Origin of the sequence: Mycobacterium parascrofulaceum ATCC BAA-614 (assembly GCF_000164135.1) — a bacterium.
Classification (GTDB): domain Bacteria; phylum Actinomycetota; class Actinomycetes; order Mycobacteriales; family Mycobacteriaceae; genus Mycobacterium; species Mycobacterium parascrofulaceum.
Window position 1 is genome coordinate 74709 of sequence record NZ_GG770558.1, and the last position, 18637, is coordinate 93345.

Annotated in this window: 18 protein-coding genes and 1 pseudogene; 13 read left to right on the top strand and 6 right to left on the bottom strand. The window is 68.4% G+C overall.

Annotated elements, in window-relative coordinates:
* Positions 1-479: pseudogene (locus HMPREF0591_RS23650) on the bottom strand (ATP-dependent DNA ligase); the annotation flags it as partial.
* A 109-nt stretch (positions 480-588) separates the two neighbouring features.
* On the opposite strand from HMPREF0591_RS23650, the gene HMPREF0591_RS23655 reads away from it, so the two are divergent.
* Together HMPREF0591_RS23655 and HMPREF0591_RS23660 are read left to right on the top strand one after the other, a co-directional pair.
* The gene (locus HMPREF0591_RS23655) at positions 589-1347 is read left to right on the top strand and encodes an SDR family NAD(P)-dependent oxidoreductase (protein WP_007171222.1); all 759 of its coding nucleotides are present in this window, start codon (positions 589-591) and stop codon (positions 1345-1347) included.
* A 108-nt stretch (positions 1348-1455) separates the two neighbouring features.
* Positions 1456-3618 carry an acyl-CoA dehydrogenase family protein gene (locus tag HMPREF0591_RS23660; protein ID WP_007171223.1) on the top strand — a complete coding sequence of 721 codons (2163 nt, stop codon included), beginning with the start codon at positions 1456-1458 and terminating at the stop codon, positions 3616-3618.
* A gap of 82 nt (positions 3619-3700) precedes the next feature.
* On the opposite strand, the gene HMPREF0591_RS23665 is transcribed toward HMPREF0591_RS23660, so the two are convergent.
* The gene (locus tag HMPREF0591_RS23665) at positions 3701-4036 is read right to left on the bottom strand and encodes a Zn-ribbon domain-containing OB-fold protein (protein ID WP_007171224.1); all 336 of its coding nucleotides are present in this window, start codon (positions 4034-4036) and stop codon (positions 3701-3703) included.
* Positions 4037-4095: 59 nt separating this feature from the next.
* Here HMPREF0591_RS23665 and HMPREF0591_RS23670 point away from each other — a divergent pair, with 59 nt between their 5' ends.
* The 3 genes from HMPREF0591_RS23670 (at position 4096) to HMPREF0591_RS23680 (ending at position 7843) form a co-directional block, all read left to right on the top strand.
* Positions 4096-5289 carry a thiolase family protein gene (locus HMPREF0591_RS23670; RefSeq protein ID WP_040623806.1) on the top strand — a complete coding sequence of 398 codons (1194 nt, stop codon included), beginning with the start codon at positions 4096-4098 and terminating at the stop codon, positions 5287-5289.
* 33 nt (positions 5290-5322) lie between these two features.
* Positions 5323-6753: a FadR/GntR family transcriptional regulator gene (locus HMPREF0591_RS23675; protein WP_007171226.1), complete on the top strand. Its 1431-nt coding sequence runs from the start codon at positions 5323-5325 to the stop codon at positions 6751-6753.
* Between the two features lie 97 nt (positions 6754-6850).
* Positions 6851-7843, top strand: a complete 993-nt coding sequence (locus HMPREF0591_RS23680; protein WP_040623808.1) for a sensor histidine kinase — start codon at positions 6851-6853, stop codon at positions 7841-7843.
* Positions 7844-7895: 52 nt separating this feature from the next.
* Here the strand turns inward: HMPREF0591_RS23680 and HMPREF0591_RS31380 are convergent, their stop codons facing one another.
* Entirely contained in the window at positions 7896-8078 is a 183-nt protein-coding gene (locus HMPREF0591_RS31380) for a hypothetical protein (protein ID WP_007171228.1), read from the bottom strand.
* 317 nt (positions 8079-8395) lie between these two features.
* Between HMPREF0591_RS31380 and HMPREF0591_RS23685 the strand changes: the two genes are divergently transcribed.
* Positions 8396-8911, top strand: a complete 516-nt coding sequence (locus tag HMPREF0591_RS23685) for a 2-isopropylmalate synthase (protein WP_040623810.1) — start codon at positions 8396-8398, stop codon at positions 8909-8911.
* Positions 8912-8986: 75 nt separating this feature from the next.
* Here the strand turns inward: HMPREF0591_RS23685 and HMPREF0591_RS23690 are convergent, their stop codons facing one another.
* The gene (locus HMPREF0591_RS23690) at positions 8987-10465 is read right to left on the bottom strand and encodes a cytochrome P450 (protein ID WP_007171230.1); all 1479 of its coding nucleotides are present in this window, start codon (positions 10463-10465) and stop codon (positions 8987-8989) included.
* A 114-nt stretch (positions 10466-10579) separates the two neighbouring features.
* On the opposite strand from HMPREF0591_RS23690, the gene HMPREF0591_RS23695 reads away from it, so the two are divergent.
* Both HMPREF0591_RS23695 and HMPREF0591_RS23700 read left to right on the top strand, forming a co-directional pair.
* Positions 10580-11215 carry a TetR/AcrR family transcriptional regulator gene (locus HMPREF0591_RS23695; RefSeq protein WP_040623812.1) on the top strand — a complete coding sequence of 212 codons (636 nt, stop codon included), beginning with the start codon at positions 10580-10582 and terminating at the stop codon, positions 11213-11215.
* 26 nt (positions 11216-11241) lie between these two features.
* Positions 11242-12165 (top strand): SDR family oxidoreductase, encoded by a 924-nt coding sequence (locus tag HMPREF0591_RS23700; RefSeq protein ID WP_007171232.1) that lies wholly within the window; start codon positions 11242-11244, stop codon positions 12163-12165.
* Here HMPREF0591_RS23700 and HMPREF0591_RS23705 read toward each other — a convergent pair.
* The gene (locus tag HMPREF0591_RS23705; protein WP_007171233.1) at positions 12100-13143 is read right to left on the bottom strand and encodes a DNA polymerase IV; all 1044 of its coding nucleotides are present in this window, start codon (positions 13141-13143) and stop codon (positions 12100-12102) included. The genes HMPREF0591_RS23700 and HMPREF0591_RS23705 overlap by 66 nt on opposite strands.
* 4 nt (positions 13144-13147) lie before the next feature.
* Entirely contained in the window at positions 13148-13756 is a 609-nt protein-coding gene (locus HMPREF0591_RS23710) for a TetR/AcrR family transcriptional regulator (protein ID WP_007171234.1), read from the bottom strand.
* A 50-nt stretch (positions 13757-13806) separates the two neighbouring features.
* Between HMPREF0591_RS23710 and HMPREF0591_RS23715 the strand changes: the two genes are divergently transcribed.
* The 5 genes from HMPREF0591_RS23715 to HMPREF0591_RS23735 all read left to right on the top strand — a co-directional run bounded on the left by HMPREF0591_RS23715 (position 13807) and on the right by HMPREF0591_RS23735 (position 18627).
* Positions 13807-14400 (top strand): NAD(P)H-dependent oxidoreductase, encoded by a 594-nt coding sequence (locus HMPREF0591_RS23715; RefSeq protein ID WP_167310177.1) that lies wholly within the window; start codon positions 13807-13809, stop codon positions 14398-14400.
* A 506-nt stretch (positions 14401-14906) separates the two neighbouring features.
* The gene (locus HMPREF0591_RS23720) at positions 14907-15146 is read left to right on the top strand and encodes a redoxin NrdH (RefSeq protein ID WP_007171236.1); all 240 of its coding nucleotides are present in this window, start codon (positions 14907-14909) and stop codon (positions 15144-15146) included.
* Positions 15147-15199: 53 nt separating this feature from the next.
* A complete protein-coding gene (gene nrdI, locus HMPREF0591_RS23725; protein WP_050790126.1) occupies positions 15200-15679 on the top strand; it encodes a class Ib ribonucleoside-diphosphate reductase assembly flavoprotein NrdI in 480 nt (159 codons plus the stop codon).
* The gene (gene nrdE / locus HMPREF0591_RS23730; protein WP_007171238.1) at positions 15649-17814 is read left to right on the top strand and encodes a class 1b ribonucleoside-diphosphate reductase subunit alpha; all 2166 of its coding nucleotides are present in this window, start codon (positions 15649-15651) and stop codon (positions 17812-17814) included. The genes nrdI and nrdE overlap by 31 nt, the downstream gene beginning before the upstream one ends.
* 78 nt (positions 17815-17892) lie before the next feature.
* Positions 17893-18627, top strand: a complete 735-nt coding sequence (locus HMPREF0591_RS23735; RefSeq protein WP_085981728.1) for a TetR/AcrR family transcriptional regulator — start codon at positions 17893-17895, stop codon at positions 18625-18627.
* The last annotated feature ends 10 nt before the right edge of the window (positions 18628-18637 follow it).

Here is an 18637-nt window from a genome sequence, read left to right on the forward strand (position 1 = left end):
AGGTCGCCGCCCAGCATCGCGGCCCGCTGCACCGACGCCACGGGGATGTCGGCGGCCCGGGCCACCGCGTCGGCCATGATCCCGGCCAGCGCCCCCTGCCGCAGCTCCCCGCCGAGCAGGCGCAGCAGGAAGGTCTGTTCGGGCTCGGTCGCGGCGGCGAACAGGCCCGCCACCAGCTCGGCGCGCCGCGCCTGTGACCCCTTGCCGGACACCGCCCCGATCGCCGAGAACCGGGCGTCCACGCCCGCGACGGTCAGGGTCGGCCGCGACGCCGGGGGCGGGCGCGACCGCAGCGATGCCCAGCCCACCCCGATCTGGCGCTGGCGCAGCTCACCGGAGAGCCAGGACACCACGATCGCGACACCGTCGGGGTCGGCAGCCGCCCGGCCCAGCAGGGCGGCGATGTGGGCGACCTTGCCCAGCCGCGACGGCGTGGCGCCCACGTCAAGCGAGGTGGTCGCCACGTCGAGGAGGAGCACGAAATCAGCTTGGCATGGCTCGCCGACAAGCCTCGGAAACCGACGCGCTAGCGTGCCTACGTAACGTTACAGATTGCAAGGGATCTGATAACCCAAAAGGAGAGGCCGGATGGAGATCAACGGAAAGAAGGTCGTCGTCATCGGCGGCGCGTCGGGGATGGGTCGTGCCTCCGCGGAGCTGCTGGCCGAGCGCGGGGCCCAGGTGGCAATCTTCGACCGCGAGGGCTCCGACGGCAAGCAGGTGGCCGAGGGGATCGGCGGCGCGTTCTATCCGGTCGACGTCACCGACTTCAAGGGCACCGAGGAGACGCTGCAGACCGCGGTCGACAAGCTGGGCGGCCTGCACGTCACCGTCACCACCGCCGGCGGCGGCATCGCCAAGCGGACGCTGACCAAGTCCGGCCCCCACGACCTGGAATCCTTCCAGTCGGTCATCGACCTGAACCTGATCGCCACGTTCAACATCAGCCGGCTCGCGGCCGCGCACATGGCCAAGAACGAGCCCGAGGACGACGAGCGCGGCGTCATCATCAACACCGCGTCGATCGCGGCTTTCGAGGGGCAGATCGGGCAGGTCGCCTACACCGCGGCGAAGGCGGCGATCGCCGGCATGTGCCTGACCATGGCCCGCGACCTGGGGTCGATGGGGATCCGGGTGCTGGCGATCGCCCCCAGCCTGTTCCTGACCGGGTTGACCTCGATGGTGCCCGACGAGATGGCCAACCAGCTGGTCAAGGACGCCGCCTTCCCGAAGCGGATGGGCCGGCCGATCGAGTACGCCAAGCTGGTGGCCGCGATCGTGGAGAACCCGATGCTCAACGGCCAGTGCCTGCGGCTGGACGCCGGTCAGCGGTTCGCGCCCAAGTAGCCACCCCCACGGGCGACCCTCCTCGCATTAAGTACACTCTTTAGGCAGCCGCCCCGCTTCCCCTCGAAGCGGGGCAGGCTACCCAGCCGGTAGCGAGGAGGGCCCCTCATGGGTATCGCACTGACCGACGACCACCGCGAACTCGCCGAGGTCGCGCGCGCGTTCCTGACCTCGCAGAAGGCCCGCTGGGCGGCGCGGTCCCTGCTCGACGCCGCCGAGGAATCCCGGCCGCCGTTCTGGCAGAACCTGGTCGAGCTGGGCTGGCTCGGCCTGCACGTCGACGAAGAGCACGGTGGTTCCGGGTTCGGGCTGCCCGAGCTCGTGGTGGTGGTCGAGGAGCTCGGCCGCGCCGTGGCGCCGGGGCCGTTCGTGCCGACCGTGATCGCGTCGGCGGTGGTCGCCAAAGACGGCAGCGCCGAACAGAAGTCGCGGCTGCTGCCCGGACTGATCGACGGCACCGTCACCGCGGGCATCGGCCTGGACGGCCGGGTGCGGCTCGAGGGCGGCGTCGCCGACGGCGACGCCGGAATCGTGCTGGGCGCCGGGCTGGCCGAGCTGCTGCTGATCGCGGCCGGCGAGGATGTGCTGCTGCTGGAGCGCGGCCGCGCCGGGGTGTCGGTCGACGTGCCCAACAACTTCGACCCGACCCGGCGCTCCGGGCGCGTGCGCCTCGACAACGTCAGCGTCAGCGCCGACGACGTCCTGACCGGTGCCAGGGCATCGGCGCTGGCCCGGGCGCGGACGCTGCTGGCCGCCGAGGCGGTGGGCGGAGCGACCGATTGCGTCGAGGCCGCCGTCGACTACGCCAAGGTGCGCCAGCAGTTCGGCCGCACCATCGCGACTTTCCAAGCGGTGAAGCATCATTGCGCGAACATGCTGGTGGCCGCGGAGTCCGGCGTCGCCGCGGTCTGGGACGCGTCGCGCGCGGCCTCGGAGGACGAGGACCAGTTCCAGCTGGCCGCCGCGGTGGCCGCGACCCTGGCATTCCCGGCGTACGCGCGCAACGCGGAGCTGAATATTCAGGTGCATGGCGGCATCGGCTTCACCTGGGAGCACGACGCGCATCTGCACCTGCGCCGCGCGCTGGTGATCGCGGCGCTGTTCGGCGGGGACGGCCCGGCGCGGGACGTCTTCGAGCGCACCGCCGCCGGCGGCAACCGGGAGAACAGCCTCGACCTGCCGCCCGAGGCCGAAGAACTGCGCACCCGGATCCACGCCGACGCCGCCGAGATCGCCGCCCTGGACGAGGAAGCGCAACGCGACAAGCTGATCGAGACCGGCTACGTCATGCCGCACTGGCCCAAGCCGTGGGGCCGCGCCGCCGACGCGGTGGAACAGTTGGTGATCGAGGAGGAGTTCCGCGCGGCGGGCATCAAACGCCCGGACTACTCGATCACCGGGTGGGTCATCCTGACCCTGATCCAGCACGGAACCGATTGGCAGATCGAAAGATTCGTGGAGAAGGCGCTGCGCCAGGAAGAGATCTGGTGCCAGCTGTTCTCCGAACCCGAGGCCGGCTCCGACGCGGCGTCGGTCAAGACCCGCGCCACCCGGGTGGACGGCGGCTGGAAGATCAACGGGCAGAAGGTCTGGACCAGCGGGGCGCAGTACTGCGCGCGGGGCCTGGCCACCGTGCGGACCGACCCCGAGGCCCCCAAGCACGCCGGCATTACCACCGTCATCATCGACATGAAGGGCCCGGGCGTCGAGGTGCGGCCGCTGCGGCAGATCACCGGCGGCTCGGAGTTCAACGAGGTGTTCTTCAACGACGTGTTCGTCCCCGACGAGGACGTCGTCGGGGCGCCCAATTCGGGGTGGACGGTCGCCCGCGCGACGCTGGGCAACGAGCGGGTCAGCATCGGCGGCAGCGGATCGTTCTACGAGGCCCTCGCGCCCACGCTGGTGCAGCTGGCTCAGCAGTCAGATCGCTTGGGCGGGGCGCCGGTTCGGATCGGGTCCTTCCTGGCCGACGACCACGCGCTGCGGCTGCTGAACCTGCGCCGCGCCGCGCGCAGCGTCGAGGGCGCGGGGCCCGGCCCGGAGGGCAACATCACCAAACTCAAGCTGGCCGAGCACATGGTGGACGGGGCCGCGATCTGGGCGGCGCTGGCGGGCCCGGAGGTCGCGCTGATGGACGGACCCGGCGCGATCGTGGGCCGGCTGGCGATGGGGGCCCGCGGCATGGCGATCGCCGGCGGCACCTCGGAGGTGACCCGCAATCAGATCGCCGAGCGGATCCTCGGCATGCCGCGCGATCCGCTGATCAACTAACGCCCTTCTTGATCCCGCGAGCGTCCGTGTTTGTACGACGACACGCCGCGCACGGCGGCATTTTGCGGACGCTCGGCGTGGGTCAGGCGGGAGCGAACTGCGGCGCCCCGCCGCTGCCCTTCTCCGGGCGGATCTCGACGGGCATCCCGCAGCTCACCGAATCGGGTTCGCAGCCAACGATATTGGCGGCCACCCGGAGGCCCCGTTGCTCCGCGAGCTCGACGATGGCGATCACGTACGGCACGGGAATCTCCGGGTTGTAGGGATGGTGGTTGACGGTGTAGGTGAACACCGTTCCCCGCCCCGACACCGGCCGCGCGACCAGCTTGCCGCCGCACGCCCGGCATTCGCCGGTCGCGGGATGCGCCCAGCGCGCACAGTCGTCGCAGTATTCGATGAGCAGCGGCTCGTCCGGCACGACGAATACAGTACACTCAATTGGTTCGATGCGGGGCGGTGGGCTGACGGGCGGTGTGCATGACGCATTTCGAGAAAGACGCGATCCTGTCCGGCATCGGCATCTCCCGAATCGGGCGCCGCACCGGCATCCCGGGCCTGGACCTGACCATGGAAGCGGTGCGCGCCGCCATCGAGGACGCCGGGCTGGTCGTCTCGGACATCGACGGCATCGCGACGCTGGGCGACACCCCCGCCGGTGACGTCAACGCCCAACTGCGGATCGAAGCGGCCGACTGCGGGTCCGGCTTCGGGACCGGCGGACTGCTCAGCCCCGTGATGTCGGCGTGCCGAGCGGTCGCGGAGCGGCGCGCGCGCCACGTGGTGGTGTACCGGACCATCCAGATGCTGGGCGGCACGGTCCCGGTCAAGCCGCAGGAGAACGCGCCCGCGCCGCCGCTGGCGCGGATGTTCGAGACGGCGGAGGGCGCCGAACGTCCCGCCGTCGGGGCGATGGACGACGTCAACGACCTGGTCGCGGCCAACGCCTATTCCGCCGCCAACTGGCTGGCGCTCAACTGCCGCCGTCACATGGAGCTGTACGGAACCACCAAAGAGCAGCTGGGCTGGGTGGCCCTCAACGGCAGGCGCAATGCCGCACTCAACCCGCGCGCGGTGTACCGCGACCCGATGACGATGGCCGACTACCTCGGCGCGCGGCCGGTGTCCAGCCCGTTCGGCCTGCTGGACTGCGACGTCCCGATCGACGGCTCGATCGCGGTGGTGGTTTCCCATGCGGAATACGCCGCGGACTGCCCGCACCGCGCGGTGGCGGTGGAGGCGATCGGCGGGTCCGACGGCGCCGGGGGCTGGTTCCACCGCGACGACTACCCGAAGATGGCGATGTCGGACGCGGCGGCGCAGATGTGGTCGCGCACCGACCTGAAGCCGTCGGATCTCCAGGTCGCCGAGCTCTACGACGGCTTCACCTACCTGACCATCGCGTGGCTGGAAGCCCTGGGGATCTGCGGCGACGGCGAGGCCGGGCCTTACGTGGAAGGCGGCGCGCGGATCGCCCGGGACGGTGCGCTTCCCCTGAACACCTACGGCGGTCAACTGTCGGCCGGGCGGATGCACGGCTATTGGGCGCTGCACGAGGGATGCCTGCAGCTGCGCGGCGAGGCGGGGGAGCGGCAGGTGTCGCGGCGCCCGGACGTCGGCGTCGTTTCCGTGGGCGGCGGGCCCGTCGCCGGCTGCATGCTGCTCACATGCTGAAAGTGCTTGCCGGACAGCGTTCTTGGGCCTGACATGAGCACCGGGCCGGAGAACAAGCTGGCTGCCAAGATCGCGCGGGACATCGAGGCGGAGATCGTCCGCCGCGGCTGGGCCACCGGCGAATCGCTGGGCTCCGAACCGGCGCTGCAAGAGCGCTTCGGGGTGAGCCGTTCGGTGCTGCGCGAGGCCGTCCGGCTCGTCGAACACCATCAGGTGGCCCGGATGCGCCGCGGGCCGGGCGGCGGACTGATCATCTGCGAGCCCGATGCGGGCCCGGCCACCCGCGCCGTCGTCATCTATCTCGAATACCTGGGCACGACGCTCGGCGACCTGCTCAACGCACGCCTGGTCCTGGAACCGCTGGCGGCTTCGCTGGCCGCGGAACGGATCGACGAGGCGGGCATCGCTTCGCTGCGGGCGGTGCTGCGGGGCGAGGAAGAGTGGAGACCCGGGCTGCCGACGCCGCGGGACGAGTTCCACATCGCCCTGGCGGAACAATCGAAAAACCCGGTCCTGCAACTGTTTATCGACGTCCTGATTCGGCTCACCGCCCGCTACGCCTTGCAGTCGCGGACGGACACGGCCACCGAGGCCATCGAGGCGGTCGACCGCATGCACGTCGACCACTCCGAGATCGTCGCGGCCGTCACCTCCGGCGACTCGGCGCGGGCCAAGACGCTCAGCGAGCGGCACGTCGAGGCGGTGACCGCCTGGCTGCAGCACCACCACCCGGGCAACGTGACCCGGCGGCGCAAGCCGCGACCGCTCACCGTCGAGGCGCCCCGGGGCAAGCTGGCGGAGATGCTGGCGGCCACGATCGGCGACGACATCGCGGCCGGCGGCTGGCAGGTCGGTTCGGTCTTCGGCACCGAGACGGCCCTGCTGGAGCGGTACCGGGTGAGCCGCGCGGTATTCCGCGAAGCGGTGCGGCTGCTCGAATATCACTCGATCGCGCACATGCGCCGCGGGCCCGGCGGCGGCCTCGTCATCGCCAAACCGCAGGCCCAGGCGAGCATCGACACCATCGCGTTGTACCTGCAGTACCGCGACCCCGGCCGCGAGGACCTCCGTTGCGTGCGGGACGCCATCGAGATCGACAACGTCGCCAAGGTGGTCAAGCGGCGCGGCGAAGCCGAGGTGGCCGACTTCCTGGCGACCCACCGGTCGGAGGTCTCGGACGGGCCCGGCGATGTGGCGGACGCCGCCGTCGAGGAGTTCCGCTTCCACGTGGGCCTGGCCCGGCTGGCCGGCAACACGCTGCTCGACCTGTTCCTGCGCATCATCGTCGAGTTGTTCCGGCGGCACTGGACGAGCACCGGGCAGGAGCCGCCGACCTGGGCGGATGTCCTGGCCGTCGACCACGCCCACCTGCGAATCGTGGACGCGATCAAGGCGGGCGACGAGAGCCTGGCCCGCTATCGCGTTCGTCGTCACCTCGACGCCGCCGCCTCCTGGTGGCTCTAGTTCTCAGATGTGATCTGCAGCGCGGTATAGCGGAGGCCCGCGGGGGGTACTGGGGAGGGAGGAAGTGAACGGCCGGTCCAGCAGGGGGTTGGCATTAGTGATTGAGAGCGAGAGTGCTGGAGTGACGGCGGGCACCGACATCGGACGGCTCGGCTTCGTCCACTCGGCACTCATCTACCAATCCCGGCAGGAGTATCTGGACTCCGTGACGCGCTTCGTCAGCGAAGGGCTGGCGATGGACGAGGCGGTGCTGGTCGCCGTGCCGCCGGACGAGTTGGCGTTACTTCACGACGCGCTGAGCGCCGGCGGCGAGACGCCGGAACGTCTGCGGATGGTGGACATCACCGAGGCCGCCCGCAACCCGAGCCGATTCATGGCGATGGCGGGCTGCTTCGTGGACGACCACGCCGACCGGCGGGTGCGGATCGTCAGCCAACTCGCCTGGCCCGGGCGCACCGAGGAAGAGTTGGTCGCCTGCGTGGAGCACGAGGCCCTGATCAACGGGGCGATGGACGGCTACCAGGTGACGGGTCTGTGCCTTTACGACGGAAGCCGGCTCGGCGAGGACGTGCTCTTGGACGTGCGGGCGACGCATCCGCTGCTGTGGAGCGGCGACGCGTTGCAACGCAGCGCCGACTACGCGCCCGATGCCGCCCTGCAGCGCTGCAACCGCCCGCTGCCCGCCAATCCCGGGGCCGTCACCTATCTCGTCCAGAAGTCGACGGACCTCAGCCCGGCGCGGTCGTTCGCCACCAACTACGCCGACTGGGTCGGGTTGTCCCCGGACAGTATCGAGGACCTGCAACTGGTCGCCACCGAACTGGCCAGCAACAGCTTGATGTACACCGACGGCGCCTGCCAGCTCGCCTTCTGGCGCGACGATGGGTACCTGGTGTGCGAGGCGCGCGACACCGGATGCTTCGAGGATCCGTTGGTCGGCCGCATGGACCCGGGACCGTGCGGCCCCGCCAGCCGCGGCCTGTATCTGGTGAACGCCATCTCGGATCTGGTGCGCACCCACACCACGCCCAGCGGTACGACGATTCAGGCGTATCTGCGATTCGAGCCGTCGGCCGGGCCGACGGGGTAAACGCGAGCAGCCCCCGGGAAACGTTCCGGGGGCTGCTTGACGTAAGAGCCGCCTAGAGGCCGAGGCCGCTAGTAATGCCGCCGATGACTCCGCCGAGACCGCTGCTGCTGCTGCCGCCGATCAGTCCACCGCTTCCGGCCGCCGAGGAAGCGCATCCGGTGGGGAGTATTAACACCGCGGTCACCCCCGTGGCTGCTGCGGCAGCTTTGAGGGTTTTCATGGTGCGTTCCTTCATGATGAGCCTTCTTTCATCATCTTCCGAGGGGAGTAATTGCACAGCCGTTGAACGACACATGCTCCGGCCACATACCCACTGACCGAGACGAGTAAACCAAAAATCTCGATCAATTTCGAAACGGGCTGAAGCGTAATTCGGATCCAGCCGAACTTGCACGTCAGGGCGGTATCCGGCTAGAGTCGTCGCTCGTGCGTCTTCTCGATCGAGCCGTAGTAGCTAGCACCCGCAGCGGGGTCTGACCCAGACCGACCCCCCGCTGTGGGTCGGAAGCTACCGCCGTCGGTCACTCCTCTCGACCGAAGAAGACCGACGCCGTGACTCTTCCCAAGACCCTTCCCGGGTGCGCCCTTCCCGAGCGGCGCGATCCGTTCACTACTCCCGCCACGGCGTGGTTCGCCGAGCGGTTCGGCGTCCCATTGCCCCGGGGCCTGCGGGAGCGGGCCGGCGCAATGTCCTGGGAGCTGTTCGTCGCGACCTACGCCCAGCCGGCCGGCCCCGAGCGCTTGCGCAACTGGACATGCACCGATGCCGACCGGCGGCTCGGGCCACAGGCGCGGGGCTTCCGGGCCACGATCGCCGTCGGCGACCGCATCAGCAGCTCGACGGTCGCGGCGGGCGGACCGATCGCGGCGCTCAGCGCGATGCTGCACGACCGCGGAGTCCCGGTGGAAATCCTCGAGTTCCATCAGCTGCGGCCGGGCGGGGACACCGCCACCTTCATACGCGGCGGCAACGGCGCCCGCGACGAGTGGGCGATGGGCTGGTCGGACGATTCGACGCAGTCGGCGCTGCGCGCGGTGATCGCCTGCGCCAACCGGCTGATCGCCTAGTTCACGGTGCCGAGCAGACGCAAAATCGCACGCCGAGCCGCCGCACAACGCGATTTTGTGCCTGCTCGCGAGGAATCAGAGCGGGCGCAACACGATCGGCATGCCATCCATCGGAATCGGCATGCCGCCGTAGTCCCAGTGCGGCTCGTAGCCCGGCCGGGCCAGCTCCAGCCGGTAGCGGCGCAGCAGCCGGTGCACCACGGTCTTGACCTCCAGCTGGCCGAACACCATGCCGATGCACTTGTGCGCGCCGCCGCCGAATGGCGCGAAGGCGTACCGGTGCTTCTTGTGCTCGGAGCGCGGTTCGGCGAAGCGTTCGGGATCGAATTTGTCGGGGTCCGTCCACAATTCGGGCAGCCGGTGGTTCATGCCGGGCCAGATGGTGATGTTGGTTCCCGCCGGGATGTAGTGGCCGAGCAGCTCGGTGTCGCGAATGGCCTGTCGCATGTTGAACGGCAGCGGCGTCACCATGCGCAACGACTCGTTCATGATCAGTTCGAGCGTTTCCAGCTTCTCCAGCGCCTCGATGTCCAGCGGCCCGTCGCCGAGCCGGGCCGACTCCTCGCGCGCCCGTTCCTGCCACTCCGGGTTGGCGGCCATGTTGTAGACCATCGTGGTGGTCGTCGACGTGGAGGTGTCGTGGGCGGCCATCATCAGGAAGATCATGTGGTTGACGATGTCTTCGTCGGTGAAGCGGTTGCCGTCCTCGTCCTCGGTGTGGCAGAGCACCGTGAGCATGTCGTTGCCGGTGGCCTGGCGGCGCTCCTTGACCCGGTCGGCGAAGTACTCCTCCAGCAGGGTGCGGGCCCGCAGCCCCCGCCACCACTTGAACGGCGGAACCGGCTGCCGGATGATCGCGCCGCCCGCGCGCGTCGTGATCGTGAACGCCTGATTGACCTTCGTGACCAGATTGTGGTCGGTGCCCGGCTCGTGCCCCATGAACACCAGGGAGGCGACGTCCAGGGTGAGTTCCTTCATCGCGGGGTGGAACAGGAAGCGCGCGTCGTTGGTCGGCCAGTTGGCCACGATGTCGCTGGCCACGCGGTCGATGTGCTCGACGTAGCCGGTCAACCGGCTGCGGGTGAAGGCCTCCTGCATGATGCGCCGGTGGTACATGTGCTCGTCGAAGTCCAGCATCATCAGGCCGCGGTTGAAGAACGGCCCGATCACCGGGTGCCAGCCCCGCTGGGAGAAGTCCTTGTTCTTGTTCGAGAACACCGCCTGGGTGGCGTCGGGCCCAAGCGCGGTGACCGCCGGCATGATCGGCGAGTCGAGGAAGTGCAGGGGGCCGCGGGTTCGGTACAGGTGCAGCGCGTAATCCGGGCCCCCCCGGAACATCTCGATGATGTGCCCCAGGATCGGGAGGCCGGCATCGCCTGTCACCGGCTTGAGGCCGCTGCCGGCGGGCGGTTCGGCCAGCACCTTGACGTCCCAGTCGTGGGCCAGCAGCCGCTTCTCGACCGCACCCATCCCGGGGATCGTGTTCAACGTCGGGGTGAACCGGCGCCGCGCCTGGTCCAGCAGGTACTGCGGGGTGCTGATCGTGGCGGTCATAAACGCTCCTTTGCGTGCCCTCCGAGGTGACAGCCGTCACTGTCTTATAACCCTCCGAAAAAACTTGACGGCTGTCAAGTTTGCTTTTTGACCGGCGTGGTGCAAGGTCAGGGAATGAGCAGCCACCCCGCCACCCCGGAGCCCGGCGGGCAGCGGCGAGGTGACAAACAGCGCCAGGCGATCCTGCAGGCGGTGCGGGAACTGCTGCAGGAGAAGCCGTTCGCGGAGCTGTCGGTCAGCACCATCAGCCTTCGGGCCGGGGTGGCCCGGTCCGGCTTCTACTTCTACTTCGACTCCAAATACGCCGTACTGGCCCAGCTGATGGCCGAGGCCGCCCGGGAGCTCGAAGAGCTGACCCAGGACTTCGCCCCGCGGGAGCCGGGGGAATCCCCCGAGCAGTTCGCGCAACGCATGGTCGGCAGCGCGGCCGCCGTCTATGCGCACAACGACCCGGTGATGACCGCCTGCAACGAGGCCCGCAACACCGACGTCGAGATCCGCAACCTGATGGACCAACAGTTCGAGGTGGTGCTGGGCCAGATCGTCGCCATCGTGGAGGCCGAGATGAAGGCCGGGACCGCCCACCCGATCAGCGACGACCTGCCCACCCTGATCCGCACCCTGGCCGGCACCACCGCGCTGATGCTGACCGGCGACCCGATCCTGGCCGGGCGCGACAGCGACCTCGACCGCCGCGTGCGGGTGCTGGAGCGGTTGTGGCTGCACGCGCTGTGGGGCGGGCAAAGCTAGGGCGTACCGCCGGTATCGTCACCGCAATGGGGCAGCAGGGGTACTACGCAGGCAAACGGTCTCTGGTCACCGGCGCGGCCAGCGGCATCGGCCGCGCCACCGCGCTGCGGCTGGCCACCCACGGCGCCGAGCTCTATCTGACCGACCGCGACCGCGACGGCCTCGAGCGGACGGTGGCCGACGCCCGCGCGCTGGGCGCCCGCGTGCCCGCGCACCGGGCGCTCGACATCGCCGACTACGACGAGGTGGCGGCCTTCGCCGCCGACATCCATCGCGACCATCCGAGCATGGACGTCGTGCTCAACGTCGCCGGGGTGTCCGCGTGGGGCACCGTCGACCGGCTGACGCACGAGCAGTGGAGCAAGATGATCGCGATCAACCTGATGGGTCCGATCCACGTCATCGAGACCTTCGTCCCGCCGATGGTGGCGGCCCGCAACGGCGGACACCTGGTCAACGTGTCGTCGGCCGCCGGGCTGGTCGCGCTGCCGTGGCATGCCGCGTACAGCGCCAGCAAGTACGGCCTGCGCGGCCTGTCCGAGGTGCTGCGCTTCGACCTGGCCCGCCACCGCATCGGGGTGTCGGTCGTGGTGCCGGGCGCGGTGAACACCCCGCTGGTGCAGACCGTCGAGATCGCCGGGGTGGACCGCGAAGACCCGAAGGTGGCCCGCTGGGTGAACCGGTTCAGCGGGCACGCCGTCTCGCCGGAGAAGGCGGCCGAGAAGATCCTGGCCGGGGTGGCCAAGAACCGCTACCTCATCTACACGTCGCCGGACATCAGGGCGCTGTACGCCTTCAAGCGGCTGGCCTGGTGGCCCTACAGCGTGGCGATGCGTCAGGTCAACGTCGTGTTCACGCGGGCGCTGCGGCCCGCTCCGGCGCCGCTACTCCGGCATGGCCAGTTCGAGGCGCACCCCGAGCAGCCGGACCGGGCGGTCGAGCTCGAATAGGTCCAGGACCCGCAACGCCGCGGCGACGATGGTGTCCCGATCGGTGGTGGGCGCCTCCAGCTTGCGGATCTTGGTGCGGGTGTAGAAGGTCGCGGTTCGCACGGTCACCGCGACCCGCGTCACGACCCGGCCCGCCGCCAGCACGTCCGTCAACGCTTGTTCGGTCAATTGGGTTACCGACGAATCCATTTCGGCGCGATCGGTGAGGTCGCGCGGGAAGGTGACGACGTGGCTGCGGGAGCGCGGGATCCACGGCTCGGCGCTGACGCCGGTGTCGCCGCCCCCCTTGGCCAGCAGCAACAGCCACAGGCCGGTGCGCGGGCCGAACGCGGATGTCAGCGGCTCGGCGTCGCTGTGTGCGAGCTCCCGCACCGTCGTGATCTCCAGCGCGGCAAGTTTTTTCGCCGTCTTGGGACCGACGCCCCACAGCGCGTCGACCGGGCGGTCGGCCATCAGGGTCATCCAGTTCGCGTCGGTGAGCGTAAAGATGCCCGCCGGCTTGGCGAAGCCGGTCGCGACCTTGGCGCGCTGTTTGTTGTCGCTGATGCCGATCGAACAGGACAGCCCGGTTTCCGACGCGATGACCGTGCGGATCTCTTCGGCCACCCCGGTCGGATCGGCCGTCGCGACCCCGACGTACGCCTCGTCCCAGCCCCACACCTCCACGGGGTGCCCCACGTCGCGCAACAAGCCCATCACCTGTTCGGACGCCGCGTCGTAGGCGGCCGCGTCCGACGGCAGAAACGTCGCCTCGGGACAGCGCCGCGCGGCGGCCCGCAACGGCATGCCGGCGTGCACGCCGAACTCCCGGGCCTCATAGGAGGCGCAGGTGACGACCTTGCGCGGTTCGGTCGGGTCGCCGTTGCCGCCGACGATCACCGGCAGCCCGGCCAGCTCCGGGTGGCGGCGCAGCTCCACCGACGCCAGAAACTGGTCGAGGTCGACGTGCAGCACCCAGAGCGGTGCCGGCGCGGTCATGGCGCTATCGCCCACACAGCTTGCGCGCCAAGCTTTCCCAGGCGTCTCCCAACGTCTGCGTGGTCTGGCCCGCTTCGTGGAGTTGATGCTCGACGTAATCGACGTCGAGCAGCGCCAGCAGCGCGTCCGTCTGGGCGTCGAGGTTCCCGGAGGTGTGGGCCTCCTGCAGCAGCACCCGCACGTGCGTGCGCAGCACCGTGGCCGGCGCGTTGTAGCGGTTCTGCGGGTCACGGTTGGCCGCCGACAGTAGCTCGTGGTGGGCGTGGACGAACCGGATGCGCTCGCGGCCGAACGCGACCAGCCGATCCAGCGGGGGAGCATCGGGGCCCAGCGGCGGTGGGCCGAACAGGAACGCCTGCTGGCTCGCCCGTTCCTCCTCGTCCAGCAGCACCAACATCAGCCCGGCGCGGCTGCCGAACCGTCGGAACAGGGTGCCCTTGCCGACACCGGCGGCTGCGGCGACGTCGTCCATCGTGACCGCGTCGGCGCCGCGCTCGGCGATCAGGTTTCGGGCAGCCTGGAGCAAGAGCGCCCGGTTGCGCGCCGCGTCGCCCCGCTCTTGGTGGACCGCCTGCGGCGCCCACACCGGCAACGCGTCCAACCGCTCGCTCATGACTGCACTGTAGCGCCGGCGAAATAAATCGGACTGCAGTCCGGTTAGGCATGGGAGGATGTAGACCAACGACCGAAGGGGACTTCAACGTGGCAATCACAATCTTGGCGTTCGTGGGGAGCCTGCGCGCGGCGTCAGTGAACCGGCAGATCGCCGAGCTGGCGGCCCAGGTCGCGCCGGCGGACGTCACCGTCAGGATCTTCGACGGGCTCAACGAGCTGCCGTTCTACAACGAGGAGATCGACCACGCCATGACCGCCGGTGCCCCACCGCTGGACCCGGTCGTCGCGCTGCACTCCGCGGCGGCCGCCGCCGACGCGGCGCTGGTGGTCACGCCCGAATACAACGGCAGCATCCCGGCCGTCATCAAGAACGCGATCGACTGGCTGTCCCGGCCGTTCGGCGACGGCGCGCTGAAGGGCAAGCCGCTGGCGGTCATCGGCGGCTCGTTCGGCCAGTACGGCGGAGTCTGGGCGCACGACGAGACCCGCAAGTCGTTCGGGATCGCCGGCGCGCGGGTGGTCGAGTCGATCAAGCTCTCCGTGCCGTTCAAAACCCTGGAGGGCAAGGCCCCCGCGGAGCACGCGGAGCTCTCGGAGAACGTGCGCGATGTCGTCGGAAAGCTGGTGGCCGAGGTCGGCTGATTGGCGGAAGCGAACAAGCCCTCGCGGGGTGACCAGCGAGGTTTGCCGTAACCGGCTAGCAGAAGCCGCCAGCCCCGGCTGGCGGCTTTGCTGGTTGCCGACCCGGCCGGCCGCGGCGGCCCGTTTCGGCCGGAGTTGTCGGTGGCCGGTGATACAACGATGCGCATGGGCGGCTGCGGCGAAGAATGTGACCTGCGACACGCCGGGCGCGTGTCGCCCGGAAGGCTTACGACCAGCGAATTTCAGAAATGTTATTCCGAACATCTTGTATCTGGTCATCTTGTCAGCCACTAGGTGTAGTGTTTCGAGCACCGGCAGATCCCAGGTTCACCAGCCCGACCGGGGCCTGGTTCACCACCCGAAATCGGCTCGATGGGTCATTGAACCCCGACGGTCGCACGACGGGAATGTGGGAGCTTGGCGGGCCGCTGAACCACAGCGAAGACGTAGTACCGAGTAGTTGCCAGTCCGTAACAAGTCCCACCTTCCGCAAAGGAGCGGCTTCCATGAGCATCACCGTGTACACCAAGCCGGCATGCGTGCAGTGCAGCGCCACGTTCAAGGCCCTGGACAAGCAGGGCATCGGCTACGAGAAGGTCGACATCTCGCTGGACAACGAGGCGCGCGACTACGTGATGGCGCTGGGTTACCTGCAGGCCCCCGTGGTGGTGGCGGGCAACGACCACTGGTCGGGCTTCCGGCCGGACCGCATCAAGGCGCTCGCGGAATCGGCGCTCAGCGCGTAGCAGGACGTCAGCTAAGTAAGGAGGTTGCGGTGCAGTCGCGCAGCCCAAGTTGGATGAGTGGCGACCCGCTTCGCCCGGATTCGCCGCGCTCGCGATCGCCACTGGTCTATTTCTCCTCCGTGTCGGAGAACACCCACCGTTTCGTGGAGAAGCTGGGTGTTCCCGCCACGCGGATACCGCTGCACGGCCGTATCGAGGTCGACGAGCCGTACGTGCTGATACTGCCCACGTACGGCGGCGGCCGGGCCACCCCGGACCTCAACGCCGGTGGCTATGTCCCCAAGCAGGTCATCGCATTCTTGAACAACGAGCAGAACCGGTCGTTGATCCGCGGTGTCATCGCCGCGGGCAACAACAACTTCGGCGCCGAATTCGCCTACGCGGGCAACGTGATCTCGCGCAAATGCGGCGTGCCCTACCTTTACCGCTTCGAACTGATGGGAACCCCGGACGACGTGGAAGCCGTCCGCGCGGGCCTGGCTGACTTCTGGAAGGAACAGACGTGCCACCAACCGTCACTGCAGAGCCTGTAACGTCCGGCGCCCACGCTCTACCGGGCGAGACGGACTACCACGCCCTGAACGCGATGCTGAATCTGTACGACGCAGACGGCAAGATTCAGTTCGACAAGGACGTGCTGGCCGCCCGCGAGTACTTCCTGCAGCACGTCAACCAGAACACGGTCTTCTTCCACAACCAGGACGAGAAGCTCGACTACCTGATCCGCGAGAACTACTACGAGCGTGAGGTTCTCGATCAGTACTCGCGCAACTTCGTCAAGGCGCTGATGGACCGCGCCTACGCGAAGAAGTTCCGGTTCCCGACATTTCTCGGCGCGTTCAAGTACTACACCTCTTACACGCTGAAGACGTTCGACGGTAAGCGCTACCTGGAGCGCTTCGAGGACCGCGTGGTCATGGTGGCGCTGACCCTGGCCGCCGGCGACACCGGCCTGGCCGAAAAGCTGGTCGACGAGATCATCGACGGCCGCTTCCAGCCGGCCACCCCGACGTTCTTGAACTCGGGCAAGAAGCAGCGCGGCGAACCGGTGAGCTGCTTCCTGCTGCGCATCGAGGACAACATGGAGTCGATCGGGCGATCGATCAACTCCGCCCTGCAGTTGTCCAAGCGCGGTGGGGGAGTTGCGTTGCTGCTCACCAACATTCGTGAGCACGGTGCGCCGATCAAGAACATCGAGAACCAGTCCTCGGGCGTCATCCCGATCATGAAGCTGCTCGAGGATTCGTTCTCCTATGCCAACCAGCTGGGCGCGCGCCAGGGCGCCGGTGCGGTGTATCTGCACGCGCATCACCCCGACATCTACCGCTTCCTGGACACCAAGCGGGAGAACGCCGACGAGAAGATCCGGATCAAGACGCTGAGCTTGGGCGTGGTGATTCCCGACATCACCTTCGAGCTGGCCAAGAAGAACGAGGACATGTACCTGTTCTCGCCGTATGACGTCGAGCGGGTCTACGGTCTGCCGTTCGCCGACATCTCGGTGACCGAGAAGTATTACGAGATGGTTGACGACGCGCGCATCCGCAAGACGAAGATCAAGGCGCGGGAGTTCTTCCAGACGCTGGCCGAGCTGCAGTTCGAGTCGGGCTATCCGTACATCATGTTCGAGGACACGGTGAACCGGGCCAATCCGATCGAGGGCAAGATCACGCACTCGAACCTGTGCTCGGAGATCCTGCAGGTGTCCACGCCGTCGTTGTTCAACGACGACCTGTCGTATGCCAAAGTGGGCAAGGATATTTCGTGCAACCTGGGGTCGCTGAACATCGCCAAGACGATGGACTCGCCCGACTTCGCCCAGACGATCGAGGTGGCGATCCGCGCGCTGACCGCGGTGAGCGACCAGACCCACATCACGTCGGTGCCGTCAATCGAGCAGGGTAACAACGATTCCCACGCGATCGGGCTGGGACAGATGAACCTGCACGGCTACCTCGCCCGGGAGCGCATCTTCTACGGGTCCGAGGAAGGCATCGACTTCACCAACATCTACTTCTATACCGTGCTCTACCACGCGCTGCGGGCGTCGAACCGCATCGCGATCGAACGGGGCAAGGCGTTCGGCGGTTTCGAGCGGTCGAAGTACAAGTCGGGGGAGTTCTTCGACAAATACACCGACCAGGTGTGGGAGCCGCAGACCGACAAGGTCCGTCAGCTCTTCGCGGACGCGGAGATTCGGATCCCGACGCAGGACGACTGGAAGCGGCTCAAGGAGTCGGTGCAGGCGCACGGCATCTACAACCAGAACCTGCAGGCCGTTCCGCCGACGGGGTCGATCTCCTACATCAACCACTCGACCAGCTCGATCCACCCGATCGCCAGCAAGGTCGAGATCCGCAAGGAAGGCAAGATCGGCCGCGTCTACTACCCGGCGCCCTACATGACCAACGACAACCTGGAGTACTTCCAGGACGCTTACGAGATCGGCTACGAGAAGGTCATCGACACCTACGCCGCGGCGACCCAGCACGTGGATCAGGGGCTGTCGCTGACGCTGTTCTTCAAGGACACCGCCACCACGCGCGACGTGAACAAGGCGCAGATCTACGCCTGGCGCAAGGGCATCAAGACGCTCTACTACATCCGGCTGCGGCAGATGGCTTTGGAGGGGACCGAGGTCGAGGGCTGCGTGTCCTGCATGCTCTGACCGCCGCGCCGGGCCCCTGGCGCGCAGTCTGCCCAGGTCAGCGGCTCATGGCGGCCCCAGAGGGGTATGGTGCTTGACGTGGTGAGAATTCCGCGACCACCCCACCCCAGCGTCAAACCGCCCGGGGTGAAACTGGACGCGCGCAGCGAGCGCTGGCGCGAGCACCGCAAGAAGGTGCGCGGCGAAATCGTCGACGCGGCCTTCCGCGCCATCGACCGGCTGGGGCCCGAGCTGAGCGTGCGGGAGATCGCCGAGGAGGCCGGCACCGCCAAGCCCAAGATCTACCGGCATTTCCACGACAAGTCGGACCTGTTCCAGGCCATCGGGGAACGGCTGCGGGACATGTTGTGGGCGGCGATCTTCCCGTCCATCGACCTGAAGACGGATTCGTCCCGCGAGGTGATCCGGCGCGCGGTCGAGGAGTACGTCAACCTGGTCGACCAGCACCCCAACGTGCTGCGGGTCTTCATCCAGGGCCGCTCCGCGGCCAGCCCCCAGATCCTCAACGAGGGCCGGGGGATCACCCTGGCCGTGGCCGACATGTTCGACAACGAATTGCGCGAGATGGAACTCGACCACGCGGCGTTCGAACTGGCCGGAAACGCGGCCTTCGGGTCGGCGTCGTCGGCCACCGAGTGGTGGCTGGGCCCCGACGCCGACAGTCCCCGCCGCATGCCGCGCGAGCAGTTCGTCGCCCACCTGACGACCATCATGGTCGGGGTCATCGTCGGCACCGCCGAGGCGCTCGGCATCCGCATGGACCCCGACCAGCCCATCCACAGCGTGGTCCCGGCCAACCGCGCCGCGGGCTGAGGCCCGTCGA